The sequence below is a fragment of the Rhodococcus sp. NPDC003318 genome (assembly GCF_042879035.1).
Taxonomy (GTDB): domain Bacteria; phylum Actinomycetota; class Actinomycetes; order Mycobacteriales; family Mycobacteriaceae; genus Rhodococcus_G.
In genome coordinates, this window is the sequence record NZ_JBIAOU010000004.1 from 18,532 (window position 1) to 41,324 (window position 22,793).

Annotated in this window: 23 protein-coding genes; 16 read left to right on the forward strand and 7 right to left on the reverse strand. The window is 70.9% G+C overall.

Annotated elements, in window-relative coordinates:
* Nucleotides 1-62 precede the first annotated feature (62 nt).
* The gene (locus ACFYVR_RS09505; RefSeq protein WP_387472673.1) at nt 63-542 is read right to left on the reverse strand and encodes a PH domain-containing protein; all 480 of its coding nucleotides are present in this window, start codon (nt 540-542) and stop codon (nt 63-65) included.
* 92 nt (nt 543-634) lie between these two features.
* Here ACFYVR_RS09505 and ACFYVR_RS09510 point away from each other — a divergent pair, with 92 nt between their 5' ends.
* The 10 genes from ACFYVR_RS09510 (at nt 635) to ACFYVR_RS09555 (ending at nt 11,362) form a co-directional block, all read left to right on the forward strand.
* On the forward strand, nt 635-820 hold the full coding sequence (locus tag ACFYVR_RS09510) for a hypothetical protein (protein ID WP_387472090.1): 186 nt from the start codon (nt 635-637) through the stop codon (nt 818-820).
* Nucleotides 821-932: 112 nt separating this feature from the next.
* Nucleotides 933-3,467, forward strand: coding sequence for a bifunctional FO biosynthesis protein CofGH (locus ACFYVR_RS09515; protein WP_387472675.1), 2,535 nt, complete (start codon nt 933-935; stop codon nt 3,465-3,467).
* Nucleotides 3,464-4,243: a hypothetical protein gene (locus tag ACFYVR_RS09520; RefSeq protein WP_387472092.1), complete on the forward strand. Its 780-nt coding sequence runs from the start codon at nt 3,464-3,466 to the stop codon at nt 4,241-4,243. The genes ACFYVR_RS09515 and ACFYVR_RS09520 overlap by 4 nt, the downstream gene beginning before the upstream one ends.
* Before the next feature lie 106 nt (nt 4,244-4,349).
* Nucleotides 4,350-4,673 carry a ferredoxin gene (gene fdxA, locus ACFYVR_RS09525; RefSeq protein ID WP_387472094.1) on the forward strand — a complete coding sequence of 108 codons (324 nt, stop codon included), beginning with the start codon at nt 4,350-4,352 and terminating at the stop codon, nt 4,671-4,673.
* A 17-nt stretch (nt 4,674-4,690) separates the two neighbouring features.
* Nucleotides 4,691-5,788: a succinyldiaminopimelate transaminase gene (gene dapC / locus ACFYVR_RS09530; RefSeq protein ID WP_387472096.1), complete on the forward strand. Its 1,098-nt coding sequence runs from the start codon at nt 4,691-4,693 to the stop codon at nt 5,786-5,788.
* Between the two features lie 108 nt (nt 5,789-5,896).
* Complete coding sequence (pruA, locus tag ACFYVR_RS09535) at nt 5,897-7,540, forward strand: L-glutamate gamma-semialdehyde dehydrogenase (RefSeq protein ID WP_387472097.1); 1,644 nt, start codon at nt 5,897-5,899, stop codon at nt 7,538-7,540.
* Nucleotides 7,541-7,608: 68 nt separating this feature from the next.
* Nucleotides 7,609-8,511: a proline dehydrogenase family protein gene (locus ACFYVR_RS09540; RefSeq protein WP_387472677.1), complete on the forward strand. Its 903-nt coding sequence runs from the start codon at nt 7,609-7,611 to the stop codon at nt 8,509-8,511.
* A 24-nt stretch (nt 8,512-8,535) separates the two neighbouring features.
* Nucleotides 8,536-9,933 (forward strand): acyl-CoA synthetase, encoded by a 1,398-nt coding sequence (locus ACFYVR_RS09545; protein WP_387472099.1) that lies wholly within the window; start codon nt 8,536-8,538, stop codon nt 9,931-9,933.
* A gap of 47 nt (nt 9,934-9,980) precedes the next feature.
* Nucleotides 9,981-11,006, forward strand: a complete 1,026-nt coding sequence (locus ACFYVR_RS09550) for an NADP-dependent oxidoreductase (RefSeq protein WP_387472101.1) — start codon at nt 9,981-9,983, stop codon at nt 11,004-11,006.
* Nucleotides 11,003-11,362 (forward strand): DUF2568 domain-containing protein, encoded by a 360-nt coding sequence (locus ACFYVR_RS09555; RefSeq protein ID WP_387472104.1) that lies wholly within the window; start codon nt 11,003-11,005, stop codon nt 11,360-11,362. The genes ACFYVR_RS09550 and ACFYVR_RS09555 overlap by 4 nt, the downstream gene beginning before the upstream one ends.
* Nucleotides 11,363-11,373: 11 nt before the next feature.
* On the opposite strand, the gene ACFYVR_RS09560 is transcribed toward ACFYVR_RS09555, so the two are convergent.
* The 4 genes from ACFYVR_RS09560 to ACFYVR_RS09575 form a co-directional block, all read right to left on the reverse strand.
* Nucleotides 11,374-12,411, reverse strand: a complete 1,038-nt coding sequence (locus ACFYVR_RS09560) for a zinc-binding dehydrogenase (RefSeq protein ID WP_387472106.1) — start codon at nt 12,409-12,411, stop codon at nt 11,374-11,376.
* Between the two features lie 141 nt (nt 12,412-12,552).
* On the reverse strand, nt 12,553-13,779 hold the full coding sequence (gene kynU, locus ACFYVR_RS09565; protein ID WP_387472109.1) for a kynureninase: 1,227 nt from the start codon (nt 13,777-13,779) through the stop codon (nt 12,553-12,555).
* A complete protein-coding gene (locus ACFYVR_RS09570) occupies nt 13,776-14,822 on the reverse strand; it encodes a hypothetical protein (RefSeq protein ID WP_387472112.1) in 1,047 nt (348 codons plus the stop codon). The genes kynU and ACFYVR_RS09570 overlap by 4 nt, the downstream gene beginning before the upstream one ends.
* 1 nt (nt 14,823) lies before the next feature.
* Nucleotides 14,824-15,681, reverse strand: a complete 858-nt coding sequence (locus tag ACFYVR_RS09575) for a tryptophan 2,3-dioxygenase (RefSeq protein ID WP_387472114.1) — start codon at nt 15,679-15,681, stop codon at nt 14,824-14,826.
* Nucleotides 15,682-15,868: 187 nt separating this feature from the next.
* On the opposite strand from ACFYVR_RS09575, the gene ACFYVR_RS09580 reads away from it, so the two are divergent.
* From ACFYVR_RS09580 to ACFYVR_RS09595, 4 genes are all read left to right on the forward strand, one after another.
* Nucleotides 15,869-17,038: an LLM class flavin-dependent oxidoreductase gene (locus ACFYVR_RS09580; protein ID WP_387472116.1), complete on the forward strand. Its 1,170-nt coding sequence runs from the start codon at nt 15,869-15,871 to the stop codon at nt 17,036-17,038.
* 3 nt (nt 17,039-17,041) lie between these two features.
* Nucleotides 17,042-17,458: an SRPBCC family protein gene (locus ACFYVR_RS09585; protein WP_387472118.1), complete on the forward strand. Its 417-nt coding sequence runs from the start codon at nt 17,042-17,044 to the stop codon at nt 17,456-17,458.
* An 80-nt stretch (nt 17,459-17,538) separates the two neighbouring features.
* Nucleotides 17,539-18,084 (forward strand): flavin reductase family protein, encoded by a 546-nt coding sequence (locus ACFYVR_RS09590; RefSeq protein ID WP_387472120.1) that lies wholly within the window; start codon nt 17,539-17,541, stop codon nt 18,082-18,084.
* A complete protein-coding gene (locus ACFYVR_RS09595; protein WP_387472122.1) occupies nt 18,081-19,088 on the forward strand; it encodes a 3,4-dihydroxy-2-butanone-4-phosphate synthase in 1,008 nt (335 codons plus the stop codon). Before ACFYVR_RS09590 ends, ACFYVR_RS09595 begins: the two co-directional genes overlap by 4 nt.
* Here the strand turns inward: ACFYVR_RS09595 and ACFYVR_RS09600 are convergent.
* On the reverse strand, nt 19,075-19,872 hold the full coding sequence (locus ACFYVR_RS09600) for a response regulator transcription factor (protein ID WP_387472124.1): 798 nt from the start codon (nt 19,870-19,872) through the stop codon (nt 19,075-19,077). The genes ACFYVR_RS09595 and ACFYVR_RS09600 overlap by 14 nt on opposite strands.
* Nucleotides 19,873-20,058: 186 nt before the next feature.
* On the opposite strand from ACFYVR_RS09600, the gene ACFYVR_RS09605 reads away from it, so the two are divergent.
* Together ACFYVR_RS09605 and ACFYVR_RS09610 are read left to right on the forward strand one after the other, a co-directional pair.
* Nucleotides 20,059-21,294, forward strand: a complete 1,236-nt coding sequence (locus tag ACFYVR_RS09605) for an MFS transporter (protein WP_387472126.1) — start codon at nt 20,059-20,061, stop codon at nt 21,292-21,294.
* 6 nt (nt 21,295-21,300) lie between these two features.
* A complete protein-coding gene (locus tag ACFYVR_RS09610) occupies nt 21,301-21,675 on the forward strand; it encodes an ArsR/SmtB family transcription factor (RefSeq protein ID WP_387472129.1) in 375 nt (124 codons plus the stop codon).
* A 39-nt stretch (nt 21,676-21,714) separates the two neighbouring features.
* Here the strand turns inward: ACFYVR_RS09610 and dapD are convergent, their stop codons facing one another.
* Nucleotides 21,715-22,668, reverse strand: a complete 954-nt coding sequence (dapD, locus tag ACFYVR_RS09615) for a 2,3,4,5-tetrahydropyridine-2,6-dicarboxylate N-succinyltransferase (protein ID WP_387472131.1) — start codon at nt 22,666-22,668, stop codon at nt 21,715-21,717.
* Nucleotides 22,669-22,793: the final 125 nt, after the last annotated feature.

The window sequence follows — 22,793 nt, forward strand, 5'->3', positions numbered from 1 at the left end:
GTGGGCGGGCGGGGCGGTGCCGGGCTCCGGGGGAGGCGGGGCGGGCGCGGAGTCGGGTGTGGTCACGTCGCGTCCCCGTGGTGGCGGCCTGCGATGGCGGTGAGGCGGGTGACGACGTCGTCCGCGACGGGCGCGTCGAGGGCGGTGATCCGGACGGCGCCCGCGGACGACGCGGTGGTGACGGTGACGGTGGCCAGGTTCAGCATCCGGTCGATCGGGCCGCGTTCGGTGTCGACGGTCTGGATGCGGGAGATCGGTGCGATCCGCCGTTCCTGGGTGAACCACCCGGACCGTGTGTAGACGGCGGTGTCGCTGATCTCCCAGCGGTGCACCCGGTACCGCCAGCTCGGGACCACGAGAACGTGGGCGAGTGCGGCGACGGCGGTCGCCGCGAACACCGCGACGTGCGGCCACGTCGTCCACCGGCCCTCGACGACACCCCACACGACCTGCGCGAGGAACACCGGAAGCCACATCAGTGCGGCGTTGACGGCCCAGAGCAGCGGAGCCTTCTGCGACGGCCTCCCGGCGGGGTCGGCCATCGTCACGGTGGTCGATGGGGTGCTCACCTCTCCACCCTGCCTCACGAGCCACGAAGTGGCCTAGCCTGGTTGGAGAGCGGAAGGAGTGTGCCGTGGATCGACTCGAGAACGAGATGTCGGAGGCGGATCGCGCTGCTCAGGCGGATCCGGTGCTGCCGGAGGACGAGCGGGAACGGGCGACGCCGGTCGAATCGGTGGGCGCGCGCGAGGTCAACGAGGCGGATGCCGTGGAGCAGTCCCGTGACGTCCCCGACGACGAGGAGTATCCCCGCGGCTGAGCGGTGCGTGTGAGCGGGGACATGTGACGACAGTCGCGCCTGTTGTGGCGCAAGTCTCCGGGGATGGCGCATGATCGACGTCGTGACTTCTGACCACGACGAGACCTCCGCGATGTTGCCCGTTCCGACCATGCCCGCGCCGGTTCCCGGCGCGTCGGCCATGCGGCGGGCGTTGCGGCGGGCGCGGGACGGGGCGACGCTCAACGTGGACGAGGCGACCGTGCTGCTGCACGCGCGGGGCGCCGACCTCGACGACCTGTGTGCGTCGGCCGCGCGGGTGCGCGACGCCGGACTGGAGGCGGCGGGACGGCCGTTGACGGTGAGCTATTCGCGGAAGGTGTTCATCCCGCTGACCCGGCTGTGCCGCGACAAGTGCCACTACTGCACGTTCGTGACGGTGCCCGGGAAGTTGCGGGCCGAGGGCCACGGGATGTTCCTCGATCCGGACGAGGTGCTCGACATCGCCCGACGCGGCGCCGAACTGGGCTGCAAGGAGGCGCTGTTCACCCTGGGTGACCGGCCGGAGGACCGGTGGCCGGAGGCCAGGGAGTGGCTGGACTCGCGGGGTTACGACTCCACGCTCGACTACGTGCGGGCGATGGCGATCCGGGTCCTCGAGGAGACCGGTCTGCTGCCGCACCTGAATCCGGGTGTGATGACGTGGGAGGAGATCTCGCGGCTCAAGCCGGTCGCGCCGTCGATGGGCATGATGCTCGAGACGACGTCGACGCGGCTGTTCACCGAGAAGGGGCAGTGTCATCACGGCAGCCCCGACAAGGATCCGGCGGTGCGGTTGCGGGTGCTGACGGATGCGGGCCGGTTGTCGGTGCCGTTCACGACGGGTCTGCTCGTCGGGATCGGCGAGTCGACGACCGAGCGGGCCGAGACGATCATGGCGATCCGCAAGTCGCACAAGGCGTTCGGTCACGTGCAGGAGGTGATCGTGCAGAACTTCCTGGCCAAGGACGACACCGCGATGCGCGACGCCCCGGACGCCGGCATCGAGGAGTTCCGGGCGGCGATCGCCGTCACCCGGCTGGTGCTCGGGCCGTCGATGCGGATCCAGTCGCCGCCGAACCTGGTGTCGGGGGACGAGTGCCTGGCGCTGATCGCGTCCGGTGTCGACGACTGGGGTGGCGTCTCGCCGCTGACCCCGGACCACGTGAACCCGGAGCGGCCGTGGCCGAACCTCGACACCCTCGCCGCGATCACCGCGGAGGCGGGGTACACGCTCGTCGAGCGCACCGCCGCGCAACCGCAGTACGTGCTGGCCGGCTCGCCGTGGATCGATCCGCGGATCGCGGGGCACGTGCAGGCCCTGGCCGACCCGGTCACCGGCCTGGCCCGCCCCGTCACGACGCCGGTGGGAATGCCGTGGCAGGAACCGGACGAGACGTGGGCGTCCACGGGCCGCATCGACCTGAACACGGCGATCGACACCGACGGCCGCATCACCGAGACCCGGTCCGATCTCGGTAGCGCTTTCGGCGACTGGGAGACGGTCCGCGAACAGGTGCTCTCGCTCAGCGCGCCGGAGCGGGTGGACTCGGACGTGCTGACGGCGCTGCGCAACGCGGAGCGGGACCCGGCGGGCTGCTCGGACGACGACTACCGGGCGCTGGCGACGGCCGACGACGCGGGCCTCGAGGCGCTGGTCGCGCTCGCGGACGACCTGCGGCGGGACGCGGTCGGCGACGACGTGACGTACGTGGTGAACCGGAACATCAACTTCACCAACATTTGCTACACCGGTTGCCGCTTCTGCGCATTCGCGCAGCGCAAGGGCGATGCGGACGCCTTCACCCTGTCGGCGTCGGAGGTCGCGGACCGGGCCTGGGAGGCGCACGTCGCCGGCGCCACCGAGGTGTGCATGCAGGGCGGTATCGACCCCGAGCTGCCGGTCACCGGGTACGCGGACCTGGTGCGCGCGGTGAAGGAGCGGGTGCCGTCGATGCACGTGCACGCGTTCAGCCCGATGGAGATCGTCAACGGCGCCTCCCGCGGCGGGCAGTCGGTGCGGGACTGGCTGACCGAACTGCGCGCCGCCGGCCTCGACACCATCCCCGGCACCGCCGCGGAGATCCTCGACGACGAGGTGCGGTGGGTGCTGACCAAGGGCAAGCTCCCGACGAGCACCTGGGTCGACGTGGTCACCACCGCACACGAGGTGGGCCTGCGGTCCAGTTCGACGATGATGTACGGGCACGTCGACCAGCCGCACCACTGGGTCGGGCACCTGAACGTGCTGCGCGGAATCCAGGACCGGACGGGTGGTTTCACCGAGTTCGTCCTGCTGCCGTTCGTGCACCAGTCGTCACCGCTGTACCTGGCGGGCGCGTCCCGTCCCGGGCCGACGATGCGGGACAACCGGGCGGCGCACGCGCTGGCGCGGGTGATGCTGCACGGGCGGATCCACAACATCCAGACCAGCTGGGTCAAGCTCGGCGTCGAGGGCACCCAGGCGATGCTGCAGGGCGGTGCGAACGATCTCGGTGGCACGCTGATGGAGGAGACCATCTCCCGGATGGCCGGGTCCCAGCACGGGTCGGAGAAGACGGTGGCCGAACTGCGCGCGATCGCCGAGGGCATCGGCAGGCCCGCCCGGGAGCGCACGACCAGTTACGCCGAGCGGGTGGGGGTGTCATGAGTGCAGATCCGATCGGGGACGTCCGCGTCGTCGCGGTGCTCGACCGCGCGGTCTGGGGGGTGAATCCGGTCCTCGACCTGGCGTCGACGGATCCGTTCGGGATCAAGGCGCGCACGTTCGTGCCTCCGGTCGAGGGTGGTTCCGCGCTCGACCGGGTCCTCGACGGGCTGGCCTGGCTGCTCGACTTCGCGGAGGTGCCGGGCACCGCGGCGTGGGAGCGGTCCGGTGACGAGCGGCGGGCGCGGTGGTGGATCACCCGGCTCGGACTGCTGAACACCGTCGTCGTCGCCTTCCCCGGGGTGCTCGGCCCGGTCGTCAAACGGTTGCCGCTGCAGGATCTGCTCGGCTTCACGAACCAGGCGCTGGTGTTGATCGCGGTGGCCCGCGAGTTGGGGGTGACGGACCGCGCCGCGCAGGTCGATCTGCTGGCGTCGGTGCTGTGCGGTCGCGACGTCGACGCCCGCACGCTGCTCGCGAGCGACGAACCGGAACATCCGGAGTCGGCTGTCCGCTGGCGGCCGCTCGCGGCCCTGGGGGGTCTGTGGTCGACGGCGCGGGTGCTGCGCGCCATCCCCGGCGAACTGCACAAACGCCCGCAGCCGGGCCGGCCGTGGCGGGCGTTCGGACACCTGCCCCTGGTCGGTGCGATCGCGGACTACGTTGGTGAGCGGGGTGCCCTGATCGATGCCGCGGTACTGGGCAAACGGTGGGTCGACGGGCACACCGTGCGCACCGCGGTGTCGGGGCTCGGAAGCCTCGGAACCACCACCGTCTGAGGGCACCCTAATCCGGTGCTCCTCGAAGGCAGGGGTGATACTGGTGACTTCGAGTGCGCGACGCGCGTTCGATCAGGAACAGGTCCGTGTCAGAAAGGTAGCGGCAGTGCCCTACACGATTGCTGAACCGTGCGTGGATGTGCTCGACAAGGCGTGCATCGAAGAGTGCCCCGTCGACTGTATTTACGAGGGCGGCCGGATGCTCTACATCCACCCCGACGAGTGCGTGGACTGCGGCGCCTGCGAGCCGGTGTGCCCGGTCGAGGCCATCTTCTACGAGGACGACGTTCCGGACCAGTGGAACGGCTACGTCAGTGCGAACGTCGACTTCTTCGTCGACCTGGGCTCGCCCGGCGGTGCCGCCAAGCTCGGCAAGGTCGACTACGACCCGCCGTTCGTCAAGGCGCTGCCGCCCATGGGTGAGCACTGAGTCGCGAGGATCCGAACGTGCCACGCAACGCCGTCTCGCGCGGTCTGCCCGATTTCCCGTGGGATTCCCTCGCCGGTGCGAAGACGAAGGCCCAGTCCCATCCGGACGGCATCGTCAACCTCTCGGTCGGCACCCCGGTCGACCCCGTCGCGCCGCTGATTCGTGACGCGCTCGCCTCGGTGTCGGACGTCCCCGGTTACCCGACCACGTGGGGGGAGCCGTCGCTGCGCGAGGCCGCGGTGGCGGCGCTGTCCCGGCGGTACGGCGTCACCGGCGTCGACCCGGCGGCCGTGCTGCCCGCGATCGGCACCAAGGAGATGATCGCCTGGATGCCGACCCTGCTCGGGCTCGGTGCGGGCGACCTCGTCGTGATCCCCGAGGTCGCGTACCCGACGTACGAGGTCGGTGCGCTGCTCGCCGGGTGTCGTGTACTGCGCGCGGACGGGCTGACGCGGCTCGGCCCGGAGAACCCGGAGCTGATCTTCGTCAACTCGCCGTCGAACCCGACCGGCAAGGTGCTCGGCATCGACCACCTGCGCAAGGTGGTCGAGTTCGCCCGGGAGCGCGGCGCCGTCGTGGTGTCCGACGAGTGCTACCTGGGCCTGACGTGGGAGGCCGAGGCCTACTCGGTCCTCGACCCGCGGGTCTGCGGCGGCGACCACACCAACCTGCTCGCAGTGCACTCGCTGTCGAAGACGTCGAACCTGGCCAGCTACCGCGCCGGTTTCGTCACCGGCGACCCGGCGCTGGTCGCGGAGCTGCTCGAGGTCCGCAAGCACGCAGGCATGATCGTGCCGCTGCCGGTGCAGGCCGCGATGACCGCGGCACTGTCCGACGACGACCACGAGAACGAGCAGCGGGAGCGGTACCGCAAGCGCCGCGAGATCCTCCTCGACGCGGTCCGACGCGCCGGGTTCACCGTCGACAACTCCGAGGCCGGCCTCTACCTGTGGCTGACCCGCGAGGAGGCGTGCCGCGACACCGTCGACTGGTTCGCCGAGCGCGGCATCCTCGTGGCCCCGGGCGACTTCTACGGTCCCGGCAGCCGCCGCCACGTGCGGATGGCGCTGACCGAGACCGACGAACGCGTCGCCGCGGCCGCTTCCCGGTTGTAGCGGCGCCGCCGCCTGAACCCGGCAGCGCCAACGGGATTGGGCTAGCCTGGACGGCAGTTCCTCGGTACCGGGGTTCGGCCCCGGTCCCACCTCGGGACAGGAGGCAGCATGGACGCCGTCACTGGGGTTCCCACGCCGGTCAACGAACCGGTCCATTCCTACGCCCCGGGAAGTCGTGAGCGCACGATCCTGGCATCGGAGCTCGCCGAGCTGGCCGGTGCACCCGTCGACCTGCCGCACGTCATCGGTGGCGTGCACCGGATGGGCGACGGTGAGCGGGTCGACGTGGTGCAGCCGCACCGCCGCGCCGCTGTGCTGGGCACCTTGACCGAGGGCACCCACGAGGACGCCGAGGCCGCGGTCACCGCCGCCGTGGAGGCGGCCCCGGGGTGGCGGGCGCTGTCCTTCGACGACCGGGCAGCGGTGTTGCTGCGCGCCGCCGACCTGCTGTCCGGTCCGTGGCGGGAAACCCTGGCCGCGGCAACGATGCTGGGCCAGTCGAAGACCGTGCAGCAGGCCGAGATCGACGCGCCGTGCGAGCTCGTCGACTTCTGGCGGTTCAACGTGCACTTCGCACGGCAGATCCTGGAGGAGCAGCCGGCGTCGAGTCCCGGGGTGTGGAACCGGATGGAGTACCGGCCGCTCGAGGGGTTCGTGTACGCGATCACCCCGTTCAACTTCACCGCGATCGCGGGCAACCTGCCGACCGCGCCCGCACTGATGGGCAACACGGTGGTGTGGAAACCGTCTCCCACGCAGACGGTCTCGGCGTACTGGACGATGAAGCTGCTCGAGGAGGCCGGTTTGCCGCCGGGGGTGATCAACCTCGTCACCGGGAGCGGCCCCGCGGTGTCCGACGTGGTCCTGACCGATCCGCGGCTCGCGGGGATCCATTTCACCGGCTCGACGCGTACCTTCCAGCACCTGTGGCGGGAGGTGGGTGCGAACATCGGCCGCTACCAGGGTTATCCGCGGCTGGTCGGCGAGACCGGCGGCAAGGACTTCGTCGTCGCCCACACGTCCGCGAACCCGGATGTGCTGCGCACGGCCCTGATCCGCGGGGCGTTCGAGTACCAGGGGCAGAAGTGTTCGGCCGCGTCCCGCGCGTACGTGCCGCGGTCGGTGTGGGAGCAGATGGGGGAGGATTTCCTCGCCGAGACCGACGAACTCGCCTACGGGGACGTGACGGATCTGTCGAATTTCGGGGGCGCGCTGATCGATCGCGCGGCCTACGACAAAAACGTCGCCGCGATCGAGCGGGCCCGGGGCGCAGCGGGGGTCAAGGTGGCGGTCGGCGGTACCTACGACGACACCGTCGGCTGGTTCGTCCGGCCGACGGTCCTGCTGGCCGACGACCCCGGCGACGAGTCGTTCTCCACGGAGTACTTCGGGCCGGTGCTGTCGGTGCACGTCTACGACGACGCGCGGCCCGACGCGTTCGCGGACCTGCTCGCACTCGTCGACACCAGCGCCGCCTACGCACTGACCGGGGCGGTGATCGCCGACGACCGCGCCGCGGTCGAGCAGGCCTGCGCGGCACTGCGATTCACTGCAGGCAACTTCTACGTCAACGACAAGCCGACCGGGGCGGTGGTCGGGCAGCAGCCGTTCGGCGGGGCCCGGGCGTCGGGCACCAACGACAAGGCGGGTTCGCCGATCAACCTGCTGCGCTGGACGTCGGCCCGCACGATCAAGGAGACGTTCGTGCCGCCGACGGATCACCGGTACCCGCACATGGGACCGGAGGCGTAGTCGTGGGAGTCGGTGGTCTGACCAACCCGCTGCGGCCGGCGATCCTGGCCGCGGCCCGGTCGCCGCGGATGAAGTCCGCGATCACGCACGCCCCCGGTACCCGTGCGCTGGTCACCCGGTTCGTCGCGGGCGAGCAGCGTGGCGACGCCCTCGCGGCGGCGAGGGAGCTGCTCGACTCGGGGCGGATGGTGAGCATCGACCACCTGGGGGAGGACACCACCGACCTCGCCCAGGCGCGCGCGACGGTGGCCGAATATCGTTCCCTGCTGGCCGAACTCGGCGATCTGGCCCCGGCACGCGGCTCGGGTCCGCGGCCGCTGGAGGTGTCGGTGAAGTTGTCCGCGCTCGGTCAGGCGCTGCCGGAGGACGGGGAGAAGATCGCCCTCGACCACGCTCGTGAACTGTGCGCGGTGGCCCAGGACGCCGGGGTGTGGGTGACGATCGACGCCGAGGACCACCGCACCACCGACTCGACCCTCGCGATCGTCGCCGCACTGCGCGCCGACTTCCCGTGGCTGGGTGCGGTGCTGCAGGCGTACCTGCGGCGCACCGAGGCGGACTGCCGTGACCTCTCCGGATCGGGATCGCGAATCCGCCTGTGCAAGGGCGCTTACCGGGAGCCGGAGTCCGTGGCGTACCAGTCGCCCGCGGAGGTGGACGCGTCGTACCTGCGGTGCCTGAGGATCCTCATGGAGGGCGACGGCTACCCGATGGTCGCCTCCCACGACCCCGCGATGATCGACGCCGCGGGGGCGGGCGCCCGTCGGGTGGGCCGCGGCCCCGACGAATTCGAACACCAGATGCTGTACGGGATCCGCGACGTCGAGCAGCAGCGGCTGGCGGACGCGGGTGCCCGGATGCGGGTGTACGTGCCCTACGGGTCGCAGTGGTACGGATACTTCATGCGCCGCCTCGCCGAACGCCCGGCGAACCTCACGTTCTTCATGCGTCAGCTCGTGAGCAGGCGGTGACCGCGGTGTGAGAGTCTGGCACCCGTGCTGCTGCGTTCACTGAACCCCCTCGCCGTCGCCCGGGGCGACGACCTGCCCGACGCCGTGCGGATCGACGGGCACTCGTTGTCCCGCAGCGACATCGTCGGCGGTGCCGGCGCGCTGGCCCGGCGCATCGCCGGCGCCGAACGGGTCGCGGTGCTCGCCGAACCGACCGCCAACACGGTCATCGCGATCGTCGCGTGCCTGTTCGCCGGGGTCACGGTCGTGCCGGTGCCGCCGGACTCCGGGCCCGCCGAGCTCGCGCACATCCTGTCGGACTCGGGTGCGCAGGCCTGGCTGGGCAAGGCCCCCGAGGGGAGCAGCCTGCCGGTGGTGCCGGTGCGTCTGCACGCCCGGGACTGGCACGGGCATCCGGAGCCGCATCCCGGGTCGATCGCGTTCGTGCTCTACACCTCCGGCACCACGGGCGCCCCCAAGGGCGTGCTGCTGTCGCGCGGCGCCGTCGCGGCCGGTCTCGACGCGCTCGCCGACGCATGGCAGTGGACGGAGAACGACACCCTGGTTCACGGGCTGCCGCTGTTCCACGTGCACGGCCTGATCCTCGGCCTGCTCGGACCGCTGCGGGTCGGCAGCCGTCTCGTCCACACCGGCAAGCCGACCCCGGCCGCCTACGCCGAGGCCGGCGGCACCCTGTACTTCGGCGTCCCCACCGTCTGGTCCCGGGTCGTCGAGGACGAGGAGTCCGCGCGGGCGCTGTCCGGGGCCCGGCTGCTGGTCTCCGGCAGCGCACCGCTGCCGGTGCCGGTGTTCGGCAGGCTCGCCGCGCTGACCGGTCTCACACCGATCGAGCGGTACGGGATGAGCGAGACGATGATCACGCTCAGCACCCGCGCCGACGGTGAACGGCGTCCCGGGTGGGTGGGACAGCCCGTCGAGGGCGTGCAGACCCGCCTCGTCGCGGAGGACGGCACGATCGTCCCGCACGACGGCGAGTCGATCGGCGGCCTGCAGGTGCGCGGCCCGATGCTGTTCGACGGCTACCTGAACCGGCCCGACGCGACCGCCGAATCGTGGACGGAGGACGGCTGGTTCGTGACCGGCGACGTCGCCGCGATCGACGAGGGCGGCTTCCACCGGATCGTGGGCCGGGCGTCGACGGACCTGATCAAGTCGGGCGGCTACCGGATCGGCGCGGGCGAGGTCGAAACCAGTCTCCTCGGGCATCCGAGCGTCAAGGAGGTCGCCGTCGTCGGACTGCCCGACGACGATCTCGGACAGCGGATCGTGGCGTTCGTCGTCGGGGACGGCGTCGACCCGGACGCGCTGATCGCGCACGTCGCGGGGGAACTGTCGGTGCACAAGCGTCCGCGCGAGGTCCGCGTCGTGGACTCGTTGCCGCGCAACGCGATGGGCAAGGTACAGAAGAAGTTGCTGGGCTGAGCGAGTCGCCTGCGGGTGATGTGCCGTCCGGACTAGCCTCGACAGACATGAGCCTGCCTGCCGAGAACATGCGCGTCGTGCTCGCCTCCCGGCCCGTCGGCGAGCCGACGGCGTCCGACTTCCGGATCGAGACGGCACCGCTGCCGGTGCCGAAGGAGGGCGATCTGCTGCTCGAGACCCTGTACCTGTCACTCGACCCGTACATGCGGGGCCGGATGAGCGCGGCCGAGTCGTACGCGGATCCGGTCGAGGTCGGTGCGGTGATGGTCGGCGGCACCGTGTGCCGGGTACTCGAGTCCAAGGCGCAGGGCTTCGCGGCCGGCGACGTGGTGCTGTCGTTCTCCGGCTGGCAGACGCACTCGGTCGCCGACGCCCGGCACGTGCGCCGCCTGGACCCGAAGGCGGCGCCGGTGCAGACCGCGCTCGGCGTCCTCGGGATGCCGGGATTCACCGCGTACGCGGGTCTGCTGCAGATCGGGCGACCCAAGCACGGCGAGACGGTCGTCGTGGCGGCGGCCACCGGGCCCGTCGGCTCCGCGGTCGGGCAGATCGCGAAGATCAAGGGGGCCCGTGCCGTCGGCATCGCCGGCGGTCCCGAGAAGTGCGCACACCTGGCGGAACTCGGATTCGACGCCGCCCTCGACCACCACGCCCCCGACTTCGAAGAACGGCTCGCCGCCGCCTGCCCGGCCGGTGTCGACGTCTACTTCGAGAACGTCGGCGGCAAGGTGTGGGACGCGGTGCTCCCGCTGCTCAACACCTACGCCCGCGTGCCGGTGTGCGGCCTGGTCGCCTACTACAACGCGACCGCCCCGGCGGAGGGGCCGGACCGCACGCCGGCGTTGCTGAGCCGGATCCTGACCAAGAGCCTGACACTGCGCGGGTTCATCCAGTCGGAGTTCGTCAAGGACCACTACGTGCACTTCCTCGCCGACATGTCCGGGTGGGTGCGGGAGGGCCGGGTCAAGTACCGCGAGGACGTCGTCGACGGACTGGAGTACGCGCCGAGCGCCTTCATCGGACTGTTGAACGGCCAGAATTTCGGCAAGCTGCTGATCAAGGTCGCCGAATGACCCACGCCGCGCGGCGGGACCCGCGCGTCACGACCGGCCCACTCGACGCCCTGGCCTTCCTGCTGGAGCTGACGATGCTGACCGTCCTCGCCCTGGCGGGCGCCACGGTCGGCGAGTCGACCCCGGTCCGGGTCCTCGCCGCGATCGCTCTGCCGACCGCGGCCGCCGCGGTGTGGGCGGTGTGGATGGCGCCGACGTCGGCGCGCCGGCTGCCGAATCCGCGCCGGCTCGCCGTCCAGGTCTCCCTGTTCGCGGTGACCGGGATGCTCGCCGCGGTGTTCCTCGCCGCGTGGGTGGGGGCGCTGTTCTTCCTCTCCGCCACTGCGGTTTTCGCGGTGCTGGCGAGCCGGCGCTGATCCGTCGGTGCTCAGTCGAACGTGACGACGACCTTGTCGGCGACGCCGGGGTTCTGCGCCAGCTCGAGTGCCTCCAGCGCCTTGTCGTACGGCAGCACGTCGCTGACGATGACCGCGTACTTCTCCCAGTTCTCGACGATGTCCTCGGTGACCTCGAAGATCTCCGTCGGATAGCCCATCGCCCACACCAGGGTCAGCTCGGAGGTGAGGATGCCACCGAAGTCGAGCTCGACCGGCTTCTTGTGGACCGCGACGATGCCGAGGGTGGCACCGTGCTTGGCGATGCTCGCGGCGGTCTGCGGTACCGAGGGGGCGCCCGCGGCGTCGAGGAACACGTCCGTGCCGACCCGCTCTCCGCGCACCCAGGCGCTCGCGCCGTCACCGTGCAGCTCCTGCAGCCGCGCGACGAGGTCCTCCTCGGCGGAGTTGATCACCGCGTCCGCGCCCACGCGCAGGGCCTTCTCGAGCCGCGACGGCACGATGTCGACGACCACGACGTGGCTCGCTCCGCGGCGCCGGTAGCCGAGGACCGCGCCGAGTCCGATCGGACCGGCACCGAAGACCACGACCTTGTCACCGGCTTTCGGCTCGGTGCGGTTGACCGCGTGAGCGGCCACGGCCATCGGCTCGTTCAGCGCGGCGACCTCCCACGGGATGTGCTTCGGGATCGACTTGAGCTGATGATTCGGCTGGAAGTCCTTCACCAGCACGTACTCCGACAGCGCGCCCTGGGCGCCGCCGGAACCGAGCAGTCCGTCCGTGAAGACCATGGTGTCGACCACCACGTGGTCGCCGACCTCGATGCCGCTGACGTCCGCGCCGAGCGCCGCGATCTCGGAGCCCAGCTCGACGACCTCGCCGGCGGGCTCGTGGCCGAGGGGCTGGGCCCCTTCGCTCAGACCCATCCCACCGTTCTTCGTGTACAGCGCGTCGGACCCGCAGATCCCGCATGCCTTGATCTTCACCAGCACGTCGCGCGCTCCGGGCGTCGGCTTGTCCACCTCGACCCAGCTGTTGGTGCCAGGGGCGGTGATGCGAACGGACTTCATGGAACCTCCTGGGGATGTACACACCGTTGTGGTGTCACACAGAGCCATGATGAATGATCGTCGGCGGGCAAATCCACGCCGCCTTCCACCAGACGGATCGGACGCTTGCATCCCGTTGCGCGCTCGGCCGTGGGTGGCACGTCAGGGCCCGAGGTGTCCCAGCTCGCCCGCGATCGCGCGGATTCCGGTGAGCACCTCGGCGAAGCACGTGCTCAGCGGGCTGGGGCCGAGTCGCAGTCCCTGCGGCGCCCGGAAGTCGGGAATCACGCCGCGAGACCACAAGCGCGGCAGTATCTCCCGGAATCGGGGATGGTCCAGCGTGACGTGGCCGCCGCGGCGCTCCGGGTCCAGGGGTGAGGCGATCCGCACCCGCGGCAGCAGTGCCCCGGTCAGTTCGATCACGTACTCGGTCAACCGCACCGACTTCGTGCGGACCGCCTCGATGCCGGCCTGGTCGATCAGGTCGACCGTCGACTGCATCGCGATCATCCCGAGTACGGCGGGCGTGCCACTGACGACCCTCCGAATCCCTTCGGCGGGGACGTAACCCGGGCCCATCTCGAACGGGTCCCGGCGGCCCATCCATCCCCACACCGGTTGCACGAACTCGCCGAGGTGGTCGGCGCGGACGTAGGCGAACGCGGGTGAGCCGGGTCCGCCGCACAGGTACTTGTAGGTGCAGCCGACGGCGAAATCGACTCGCCAGCGGTCGAGTTCGACGGGGACGCTGCCGACCGAGTGGCACAGGTCCCACAGCACCAGGGCGCCGACCTCGTGGGCGGCGCGGGTGATCGCCTCGGCGTCGGCGAGGTACCCCGACCGGTACGCGACGTGGCTGAGCACCACCAGGGCGGTGCGTTCGGTCACGGCCTCCCGCGCCGCGTCCGGGTCCACCCCGGAGGCCGGATCCACCCGGATCCACCGCAATTCGAGGCCGAGCTCGGCGGCGATGCCCTCGAGGACGTACCGGTCGGTGGGGAAGTTGTCGGTGTCGAGGACGATCTCGGTGCGGTCGGGCCGCATGGCCAGCGCACCGCGGGCCAGTTTGTACAGCAGGACGGTCGTGGAGTCGCCGATCGTCGTCTGTCCGGGTGCCGCACCGAGGGCCACCGCGCCGAGCCGGTCGCCGATCGTCAGGGGCAGGTCGAACCACTGCTCGTCCCATCCGCGGATCAACCGGCCCGACCACTGCGCCACCGCCACCGTGATCGCCTCGGCCGCCGCGATCGTCGGCCGTCCGAGCGAGTTCCCGTCCAGGTAGGAGACAACGTCGGTGTCGTCCACGCCGTGGAACAGGGCCCGGTACCCGCGCAGGGGATCGGCGTCGTCGCGGGCGCGCGCGTCGGTGTCGAGAGCGTCGGTGCTCACCGCAGGTCCTCCTCCAGGTCCACCGCCGCGACCACCTTCGCCCCGGTCAGCCAGCTCGCGAACTCGGCGTCGTCGGACGGCGGGGATCCGGGGACGACGCAGACGCGGTCCGCGCCCGCGGCGAAGCGGCGACCGGCCTCGCCGTCGATCATGGCCGCCACCACCGTGTCCCGGTCGAGTCCGGCGCCGAACAACCCGCGGATCTCGTCGGCGTTGATCCCGAGCGGCAGGTCCCCGTTGCCGAGGTCGGTGCCGTAGCGGACGCGACCGCCCGCCGCGTGGAACCGGCGCAGATTGTCGACCGCGGTCTCCCGGTCCGGGCCGCGGTGGATGTCGAGGGTGCCGATCCACCGCATCGACGCGGCCGCGGCGCGAACGAGGGTGTCGCCCAGGCGTTCGGTCCACGGTGTGTGCGCGAGGACGTCGACGCCCGCGGCGAGCGCCCGCGCGGCCTGGCCGTCACCCTCGACGTGGGCGACGACGCCGCGGCTGAGTCGGTGCGCGGCCGTCACCAGCGCACGGAGGGTGCCGTCGTCGAGCACGGGCCCCGCGTCCGAGTTGAGGGTGATCTTGACGAAATCTGCTCCTGCGCAGACCTGTTCGGTGACCGCGGTGGCGGCGTCCTCGGGTCCGATGACGGGCCGGACGGAGCCCGCAGGGGCCCAGGGACGATCGCTCGGGTATCCGCCGGGCGCGGTCAGGAACTGTCCGGCGAACCGGATCCGGGGTCGCCCGGCTGTCGCTCGGTCCGCGGGGGAGAGCCAGGTTGCCGTCACGTCGGGGGCTGCGCCCAGGTCGTACACCTCCTCCAGGCCGCCCGCGAAAAGTGCTGCAGCGTCGACGAGTTGGAGGTGGACGTGGGCGTCGCGGAATCCGGGGAAGACGGTCCCGGCCAGTTCGAGGTCGGGCGCCGGGTCGCGGGGGTGATCCGACGCCGGTGACACCAGCCGCCCGCCTCGCAGCGAGAACCGGGTCGGCCCGGCCCACCTCCCGATCCAGGCCTCGCGCGCCGCGACCGTGACGAGGTCGCCACCCGCCCCCACGTCAGCGCCCGACTTCGGTTCGGACGGCGAACAGTTCGGGAAAGAAGGTCAGGTCGAGCGCCCGCTGCAGGAACCCGACACCGCTCGATCCGCCGGTGCCGGGCTTCGTGCCGATGGTGCGCAGCACGGTCCGCATGTGCCGGAATCGCCAGAGCTGGAAGTTCTCCTCGAGGTCGACCAGTTCCTCGAACGACTCGTACGCCGCCCAGTTCTCGTGTGCGTGCTCGTAGACGTGCTTGACCAGGGGCAGCAGGTCCCGGTTCAGTGTGTACGCCGCGCGCACGTCCCGGTTCAGGGCGGAGGCGGGTACGGCGAGCCCGCTGCGGTGCAGGTGCCGCCAGAACTCGTCGTAGAGGCTCGGCTCGGCCAGCAGTCGGGACAGCAGGGCGTGCGCCTCGGGGGCGGATTCGAACACCGTCAGCATCCCGGCGTTCTTGTTTCCGAGGATGAACTCCACCGCCCGGTACTGGTGCGACTGGAATCCGGAGGCACTTCCGAGGAAACCGCGGAACTGCGAGTACTCGGTCGGGGTCAGTGTCGCGAGCACCGACCACTGCTCGGTCAGCGACTTCTGGATGTGCTTGACACGGGCGATGCACTTGAGTGCGATGGCGATGTCGTCTTGTGCCAGAGCAGTTTTCGCGGCCTCGAGCTCGTGCAGTGTCAGCTTGAGCCACAGTTCGCTGGTCTGGTGGGCGATGATGAACAGCAGTTCGTCGTGGTGTTCGGGGGTGCTGACCGGATGCTGCGCACCGAGCAGCGTGTCGAGGTCGAGGTAGGAGGCATAGGTCATCCGGCCGGCGAGATCGGTGACGATCCCCGGCTCGATGGCCCGAAGGTTCTCCTCGTCGGCGCCCATGTCCCGACTCTGCCGCAGACGGCCCGGTCAGTCCAGCGGGGCGGGGCGGGTACCGCTCCGTCGCAGGTCGGGTGGCCGGTGACGACAATGTCCTCTTTCGAGGACTGTTGCATCTGTGACGCCGGTCATAGTTTCTTCCGTGATGTCGCCCGGATCACGAAGGGCGTCCGGATCACAAGGAGTGACCATGGATCGGTTGAAGTTCGGGATCTTCCTGGCCCCCCTGCACGCGCCCGGCCAGAACCCCACACTTCTGCTGCAGCGCGACCTGGAATTGGTGCAGCGCCTGGAGGAACTCGGCTACGACGAGGCCTGGTTCGGGGAGCACCACTCGGCGGGCTCCGAGATCTACGCATCCCCGGAGATCATGATCGCGGCCGCGGGTGAGCGGACCGAGCGGATCAAGCTCGGCACCGGCGTGACCTCGGTGTCCTACCACAATCCGCTGTGGGCGGCCGAGCGCATGATCATGCTCGACCACCTCACGCACGGCCGGGTGATGTTCGGTCTCGGACCCGGATCGCTGCCGACCGACGCTGCGATGCTCGGCCTGTCGCAGATCGACACCCGCGAGCTGCTCGAGGAGAACGCCGACATCATCATGCGGCTGCTGCGCGGCGAGTCGGTCACCGCCAAGACCCGCACGCACGAGCTGGTCGACGCGCAGATCCAGATGGCGCCGTACTCGTCACCGCTGTTCGACGTCGCCGTCGCCGCGGTCGCCTCGCCGACCGGATCCCGGCTGGCCGGCAAGCACGGCGTCGGACTGCTGTCGATCGCCGCGACCCTGAGCCCCGACGGCTTCAACGCGTTGCAGCACCACTGGGGCATCGTCGAGGAGTTCGCCGCCCAGTCGGGCCGCAGCGCGGAGGTGGACCGCTCGAAGTGGCGTCTGGTCGGCCCGTTCCACATCGCGGAGACGAAGGAGCAGGCGTACAAGGACGTCGAGCACGGGATCGAGCACTGGTTCAACTACTTCCAGAAGGTCGCGGCGTTCCCGCAGATGGCGGTGCTCGGCGACAACAAGCGCGAGATGATCGACTTCATCAACACCGCGGGCATCGGCGTGATCGGTACCGCGGAGGAGGCCCGCGGTCAGGTGCAGCGTCTCGTCGACCAGTCCGGTGGCTTCGGCACGCTGCTCCTCCAGGGCCACGACTGGGCGAATCCGGTTGCGACGCAGCGCTCCTTCGAACTGTTCGCGCAGGACGTCATGCCGTACTTCCAGGGTCAGGCACAGCCGCTCATCGACGCGGCGGCACGCGCCGGTCAGGCCCGCGCGGGGCACGCGGCGGCGCATCTGCACGCCGTGGAGCACATGACCAAGAAGTACGAAGCCGAGCTCGGGCGGGTGTGACGGATGGCCGAGGTACGAGTGCGGCAGGAGTTCGCGGACAGCGCGTCGCAGGTGTGGGCGATCGTCGGTGATCCGGGTGCGGTCGACCGGTGGATCCCGTCGGTGGAATCGGTCCGGATGGACGGCACGATGCGCCACATCGTGTTCCCGGACGGGCAGCCCGCCCGTGAACGCATCGCCGCGCACAGTGACGCGGGGCGGCACTACACGTACGAGTACGTCGACGGACCGCTGGCGCTGGCTCACTACAGCTCGACGCTGACGGTCGTCGAGACGTCCCCGACGACGTGTGCGGTCGAGTGGAACGCCACGTTCGCGGCGACGTCGCCGGAGGCGGAACCCGAACTCGTGCAGGGTATCGAGGCGATCTACCGTGCCGCGCTCGGCGAACTCACGACGGTTCTCGCCGCGGCCCACTGAGCGCCGCAACCCCGAATGGAAGTCCGTCGCGTGTCCGGGATCCGCGGGATCCCGGGCACGCGGGGCGAAGGAGCAGTCCAATGGAGATCACCACCACCCCCACCGCGTCGGTGGATCCGGCGCGGCTGATGGCGCCGACCGAGATCCGGGACGCGTACCGCGACGTGCTCGGCAAGTTCTGCACGGGCGTCGTGGTCGTCACCGCGCGGGACGAGGACGGGGAGCCGATCGGTCTCACCGTCGGCTCGTTCAGCTCGGTGTCGATGGAGCCGGCGCTGGTCGCGTTCTTCGTCGGCCACGGTTCGACGACCTTCCCGAAGGTCCGGGCGTACGGGCACTTCTGCGCGAACATCCTCGCGGCCGATCAGCACGACCTCGGGCGGACTTTCGCCCGCAGCGGCGCGGACAAGTTCGCCGGCGTCGAATGGGACTCGGCGGCAACGGGTTCACCGCGACTGGCCGGTGCGCACGCGTGGATCGACTGCGTCGTCGACGACGTCCGGGCGGTCGGTGACCACGACCTCGTGGTCGGCCGGATCGCGGAGCTCGGTGCCGCCACCGAGGCGGAGCCGCTGCTGTTCTACTCGTCGACGTTCCACCGGTTGCGTCCGGTCGGTGCGCCGTGACCGGCCGCGACGAACGCGCCGTGCTGCGGTGCGTGGACCGGCTGCGATCGGGTCGTGCGGTCGTGGTCGTCGGTGACACCGAGGGTGTGCTGGTGATGGCGGCCCGGTTCGTCACCACCGGCGACGCCGCCTGGTTCCTGCGGCACACGTCCGGGTACTTCGGTGTCGCCCTCACCGCGGAACGCACCCGCACGCTCGGGTTGCCGCGGATGGTGGCCGACCCGGTGGAGCCGGGCAGGCCCGCTTTCACGGTGAGCGTGGACGCCGCCGCCGGCATCACCACCGGGATCAGCGCCGCGGACCGGGCCCGGACCATCCGTCTGCTCGCGGCCGAGCAGACCGCCGCCGCCGACCTGACGCGGCCGGGGCACGTCTCGCCGCTCCAGGCGTCGGACGGTGGGGTGCTGGCCCGGCCCGGGCACGCCGAGGCCGCGGTGGACCTGTGCACGCTCGCCGGGCTGACTCCCGCGGCGCTGCTGTGCCACCTCACGACCGACGACGAACTGGATCTGCTCCGCGGACCCGACGTGTTCGCGTTCGCGGCGCGCGAGGACCTGCCCGTCGTGACGATCGAGCAGCTCGTGCGTCACCGCCGGTCGACCGCCCCGATCGAGCGCGGGGCGAGCGCGCGGATCCCGACCGAGTACGGCACTGTCACCGCGATCCCGTACCGCTCCGCCGACGGTGCGGAGCACCTGGCGTTGGTGACCGGCGCCCCGACCGCCGATGCGGCGCCGGTTCTCGTCCACCACGAATGCCTCGCCGGTGAGGTGCTGCGCTCGACCGGGTGCGACTGCGGGGCGCGGCTGTCGTCGGGGCTGGCGGCGATCACCGCAGCCGGGTCCGGAGTGCTGGTCTATCTGCGCGCGGGCCGACCCGACCTCGTCGGGTGCGGACTCGGCGCCGGCGCCCACGACCGGGACGTCGCGGCCGCGATCCTGCGCGATCTCGGGGTCGGGGTCGACGGCCGTGCGCAGGGCGCGGGACTTCTCACCCCCGCGTGAGCCCGGCGTTCCTCCGGTGCACCGCCGCCGCCAGCGAGGCGCGGTTGCGGTGGCCGGTGGCGTCGAAGATCCGGCTGACGTACTTCTTGATCGTCAGTTCGGACAGCGACAGGCACCGCGCGATCTCGAGGTTGCTCATGCCCTCGGAGACGAGCCTGGCCACCTCGAACTGACGCGGCGACAGTACGGCCAGTGGATCGTCGGGCCCGCTCGGCCCTTCCGGCCCGGCCGCCGGACCGTCGTGCGCGACGAAGCGGGTCCGTGCGCGCAGTTGCCGGGCCAGCACCGTCAGGCACAGCCGATCGCTGGGATTCCAGGCGTGGACGCGGTTGAACATGCCGACGAGCGCCTCGCCGTTCGCGAACCGCAGGTGCAGGGCCGACGCCGTGCCCGTCCCGTACGTGTACAGGTAGTCCTCGACGTACGACCGCTGCGGGGCGGGCAGCGTGGTCAGCTGGTCGAGGTCGGCGAATCCGATCCGGGACAGGGTTCCGCGCGCCTCGGGGAGAGCGAAGACGTCCTTGTCCTGCCAGCGGTCCTGGTACTCGGGGAACATGGTCCCGGTGGCGCCCGTCAGGATCGGAGCCGGATCGGCGAACAGTTCCGCGTACGTCGGGCCGAAGAAGAACGTGACGTCCGGAACCTCGAACACGGACGACACCGCGTCCACGACGGCGTGTTTCAGTTCCCGGCCGTCCTCGGCGTCGCCGCACAGGTCGAGCACCTCGAGAATCCCGGAGATCTGCCTGGCGGACAGGCTGTTCTTCCACGACGAGGTCGCCATCTGCACTCCCTTCGTGCGGCCACGACCGGTGTGGCCCCGATCACGCTCCCGCTGCACGCACCAAGGTACCCGAACGATTGTTCGGTTCCCAGGGGTTCGTTCTGCCCAATGCCAATACATGTGCGCACATGCGTACATGAAGAGATACGCTTCTCGTGACGACCCGACGTGTCAGGAGGTTGCCGGGTGCTCGAGATCCTGCGGAACACCGCATTCCGCCGCCTGTTCGCGGCGCAGATCGTGGCCCTCGTCGGCACCGGGTTGCTGACGGTCGCCCTCGGACTGCTCGCGTACGACCTGGCGGGACGCGACGCCGGGGCGGTGCTCGGCACGGCACTGGCGATCAAGATGGTCGCGTACGTCGCGGTCGCCCCGGTGATCACCGCGGTGACCGACCGGGTGCCGCGGAAGGTGCTGCTCGTGTCCGCCGACGCGATCCGGGCGTCGGTCGCGTTGGCGTTGCCGCTGATCGGTCACGTCTGGCAGATCTACGTGCTGATCTTCGTGCTGCAGGCGGCGTCGGCGACCTTCACACCGACGTTCCAGTCGGTGATCCCGTCGATTCTCGAGGACGAAGGCGACTACACGCGGGGCCTGTCGCTCTCGCGTCTGGCGTACGACCTCGAATCGCTGCTCAGTCCGGTGCTCGCGGCCGCACTGCTGACCGTCGTCTCCTACAACCTGCTGTTCCTCGGTACCGTCGCCGGATTCGTCGCCTCCGCCGTCTTCGTCGTCCGGACCCGGCTACCGCGTCAGGTGCCCGCGGACCGGTCGATTCCGTTGGTGCACCGCATCACTCGCGGCGCGCGGGTCATGACCGGCAGTCCGGTACTGCGCGGCCTGCTGGCGATGAACGTGGTCGTCGCGGCCGCCACCGCACTGGTGATCGTCAACACCGTCGTCTACGTGCGGGACCTGCTCGGCGGCACGGACTCCGGCGTCGCGGTCGCGCTCGGCTGCTACGGTGCGGGCTCGATGGTCGTCGCGCTGCTCGTGCCCCGACTGCTGGCCCGGGCATCCGACCGCGCCGTGATGCTGTCCGGCGCCGCCCTCGCACCGGTCGGCCTCGCCGCCGCGGCCGTCCTCGCGCTCGTGCCGTCCGGGAGCTGGGCGCTGCTCGCTGTGGCATGGACGGCGCTCGGGGCGGCGACCTCGCTGGTCAACACCCCCGCGGCGCGGTTGCTCCGGGCGGAGTCGACGACCGAGACCCGGACGTCGGTGTTCGCCGCGCAGTTCTCCCTCTCGCACGCCTGTTTCCTGGTCACCTACCCGATCGCCGGATGGGTCGGGGCGGTGACGAGTCAGTTCGTCGCGGCTACGGTCCTGACGGTCCTCGCTACACTCGCAGCGGCAATCGCATCACGGATGTGGCCGGCATCGGTCGCACCCGCGAGCATCGCGGTGGTGACGGCCGGAAGGTGACGGAAGATGGCGGGCGAGGCGGAACCCGATTCGACGCGCACGACTGCCGCGAGCCTCACGCACGCCGCCACCGCGGACCGGCCGCATCTCGACGCCGCGACCAGTACCTTCCGCATGCTCTCCGATCCCACCCGGCTGCACATCCTGTGGATCCTCAGCGCCGAGGAGGCCGACGTCACCGCGCTGACCGAGGCTTGCGGCGCGTCCCGCACCGCGGTCAGTCAGCACCTGGCGAAACTGCGTTTCACCGGACTCGTCGACACCCGCAAGGAGGGCCGCCGCGTCATCTACCGGATCCGTGACGGCCACCTCGCGCGCCTCGTCCGCGAGGGCATGAACCACGCCGACCACGTCGTCACCGGCGAGCCGCCGCACGGATAGCGTGCGGCGGCTCGATCCGGGCCCGGCGAACGGTCGGAGTCAGTCGTTGGCGTGCAGTGCGGCGTTCAGTTCGATGCCGGTGCCCGACTTCGCGACCACCTCGACGCCGCCGGTGACGGAGTTGCGGCGGAACAGCAGGTTCGACCGACCGCTCAGCTCCTTGGCCTTGACGACGGTGCCGTCCGGGCCGGTGACCTTGGTGCCCGCCGTGACGTACAGGCCCGCCTCGACGATGCAGTCGTCGCCGAGCGAGATGCCCAGACCGGAGTTGGCGCCGAGGAGGCAGCGCTTGCCGACGGAGATGACTTCCTTGCCGCCACCGGACAGGGTGCCCATGATCGAGGCGCCGCCACCGACGTCCGAGCCGTCGTCGACGACGACGCCGCCGGAGATGCGGCCCTCGACCATCGAGCTGCCGAGCGTGCCCGCGTTGAAGTTGACGAAGCCCTCGTGCATGACCGTGGTGCCGGGCGCCAGGTGCGCGCCGAGGCGGACCCGGTCCGCGTCGCCGATCCGGACACCGGACGGCACGACGTAGTCCACCAGGCGGGGGAACTTGTCGACACCGAACACGGTGACCGGGCCGCGGGCGCGCAGCTTGGCGCGGACCAGCTCGAAGCCCTCGACCGCGCAGGGCCCGTAGTTCGTCCACACGACGTTCGCGAGCAGGCCGAACACGCCGTCGAGGTTCAGGCCGTGCGGCTTGACCAGTCGGTGCGAGATCAGGTGCAGGCGGAGGTAGGCGTCGTGGGCGTCGACGGGGGCCGCGGACAGGTCCGCGATCCGGGTGCGGACGGCGACGCGGGTGACGCCGCGATCGGCGTCCTCGCCGGTCAGCGCGGCCAGCTCGGCCGGGACGTCGGCGCCCGTCAGGACGACGGTTCCGGTCTCGGCGACCTCGCCGAGCGCGGGTTCCGGGTACCAGGTGTCGAGGACGACCCCGCCCGTGGTCACGTTGGCAATACCGACTGCGGTAGCTCCCTGAATGCTCACGGGCGCCCAGGTTACCGTCCGGCCATCAACGCGGCTCCGCCGCAGTGGTGGGGGGGGGGGGGGGGCCCCCACAGCAAAGTGACCAAACCCGCGGAGGCGCCGAGGGGGGGGGGGGGGTCTGGGGC

Excerpts from the sequence above, each read along its gene's own strand:
- ACFYVR_RS09515 (WP_387472675.1), top strand. The coding sequence starts at position 933 with ATGTTGCCCGTTCCGACCATGCCCGCGCCGGTTCCCGGCGCGTCGGCC.
- ACFYVR_RS09580 (WP_387472116.1), top strand. The coding sequence starts at position 15,869 with ATGGATCGGTTGAAGTTCGGGATCTTCCTGGCCCCCCTGCACGCGCCC.
- ACFYVR_RS09600 (WP_387472124.1), bottom strand. The coding sequence starts at position 19,872 with ATGGCGACCTCGTCGTGGAAGAACAGCCTGTCCGCCAGGCAGATCTCC.
- pruA (WP_387472097.1), top strand. The coding sequence starts at position 5,897 with ATGGACGCCGTCACTGGGGTTCCCACGCCGGTCAACGAACCGGTCCAT.
- ACFYVR_RS09550 (WP_387472101.1), top strand. The coding sequence starts at position 9,981 with ATGAGCCTGCCTGCCGAGAACATGCGCGTCGTGCTCGCCTCCCGGCCC.
- ACFYVR_RS09585 (WP_387472118.1), top strand. The coding sequence starts at position 17,042 with ATGGCCGAGGTACGAGTGCGGCAGGAGTTCGCGGACAGCGCGTCGCAG.
- ACFYVR_RS09610 (WP_387472129.1), top strand. The coding sequence starts at position 21,301 with ATGGCGGGCGAGGCGGAACCCGATTCGACGCGCACGACTGCCGCGAGC.
- ACFYVR_RS09590 (WP_387472120.1), top strand. The coding sequence starts at position 17,539 with ATGGAGATCACCACCACCCCCACCGCGTCGGTGGATCCGGCGCGGCTG.
- ACFYVR_RS09520 (WP_387472092.1), top strand. The coding sequence starts at position 3,464 with ATGAGTGCAGATCCGATCGGGGACGTCCGCGTCGTCGCGGTGCTCGAC.
- ACFYVR_RS09575 (WP_387472114.1), bottom strand. The coding sequence starts at position 15,681 with ATGGGCGCCGACGAGGAGAACCTTCGGGCCATCGAGCCGGGGATCGTC.
- ACFYVR_RS09540 (WP_387472677.1), top strand. The coding sequence starts at position 7,609 with ATGAAGTCCGCGATCACGCACGCCCCCGGTACCCGTGCGCTGGTCACC.
- ACFYVR_RS09555 (WP_387472104.1), top strand. The coding sequence starts at position 11,003 with ATGACCCACGCCGCGCGGCGGGACCCGCGCGTCACGACCGGCCCACTC.
- ACFYVR_RS09560 (WP_387472106.1), bottom strand. The coding sequence starts at position 12,411 with ATGAAGTCCGTTCGCATCACCGCCCCTGGCACCAACAGCTGGGTCGAG.
- ACFYVR_RS09505 (WP_387472673.1), bottom strand. The coding sequence starts at position 542 with ATGGCCGACCCCGCCGGGAGGCCGTCGCAGAAGGCTCCGCTGCTCTGG.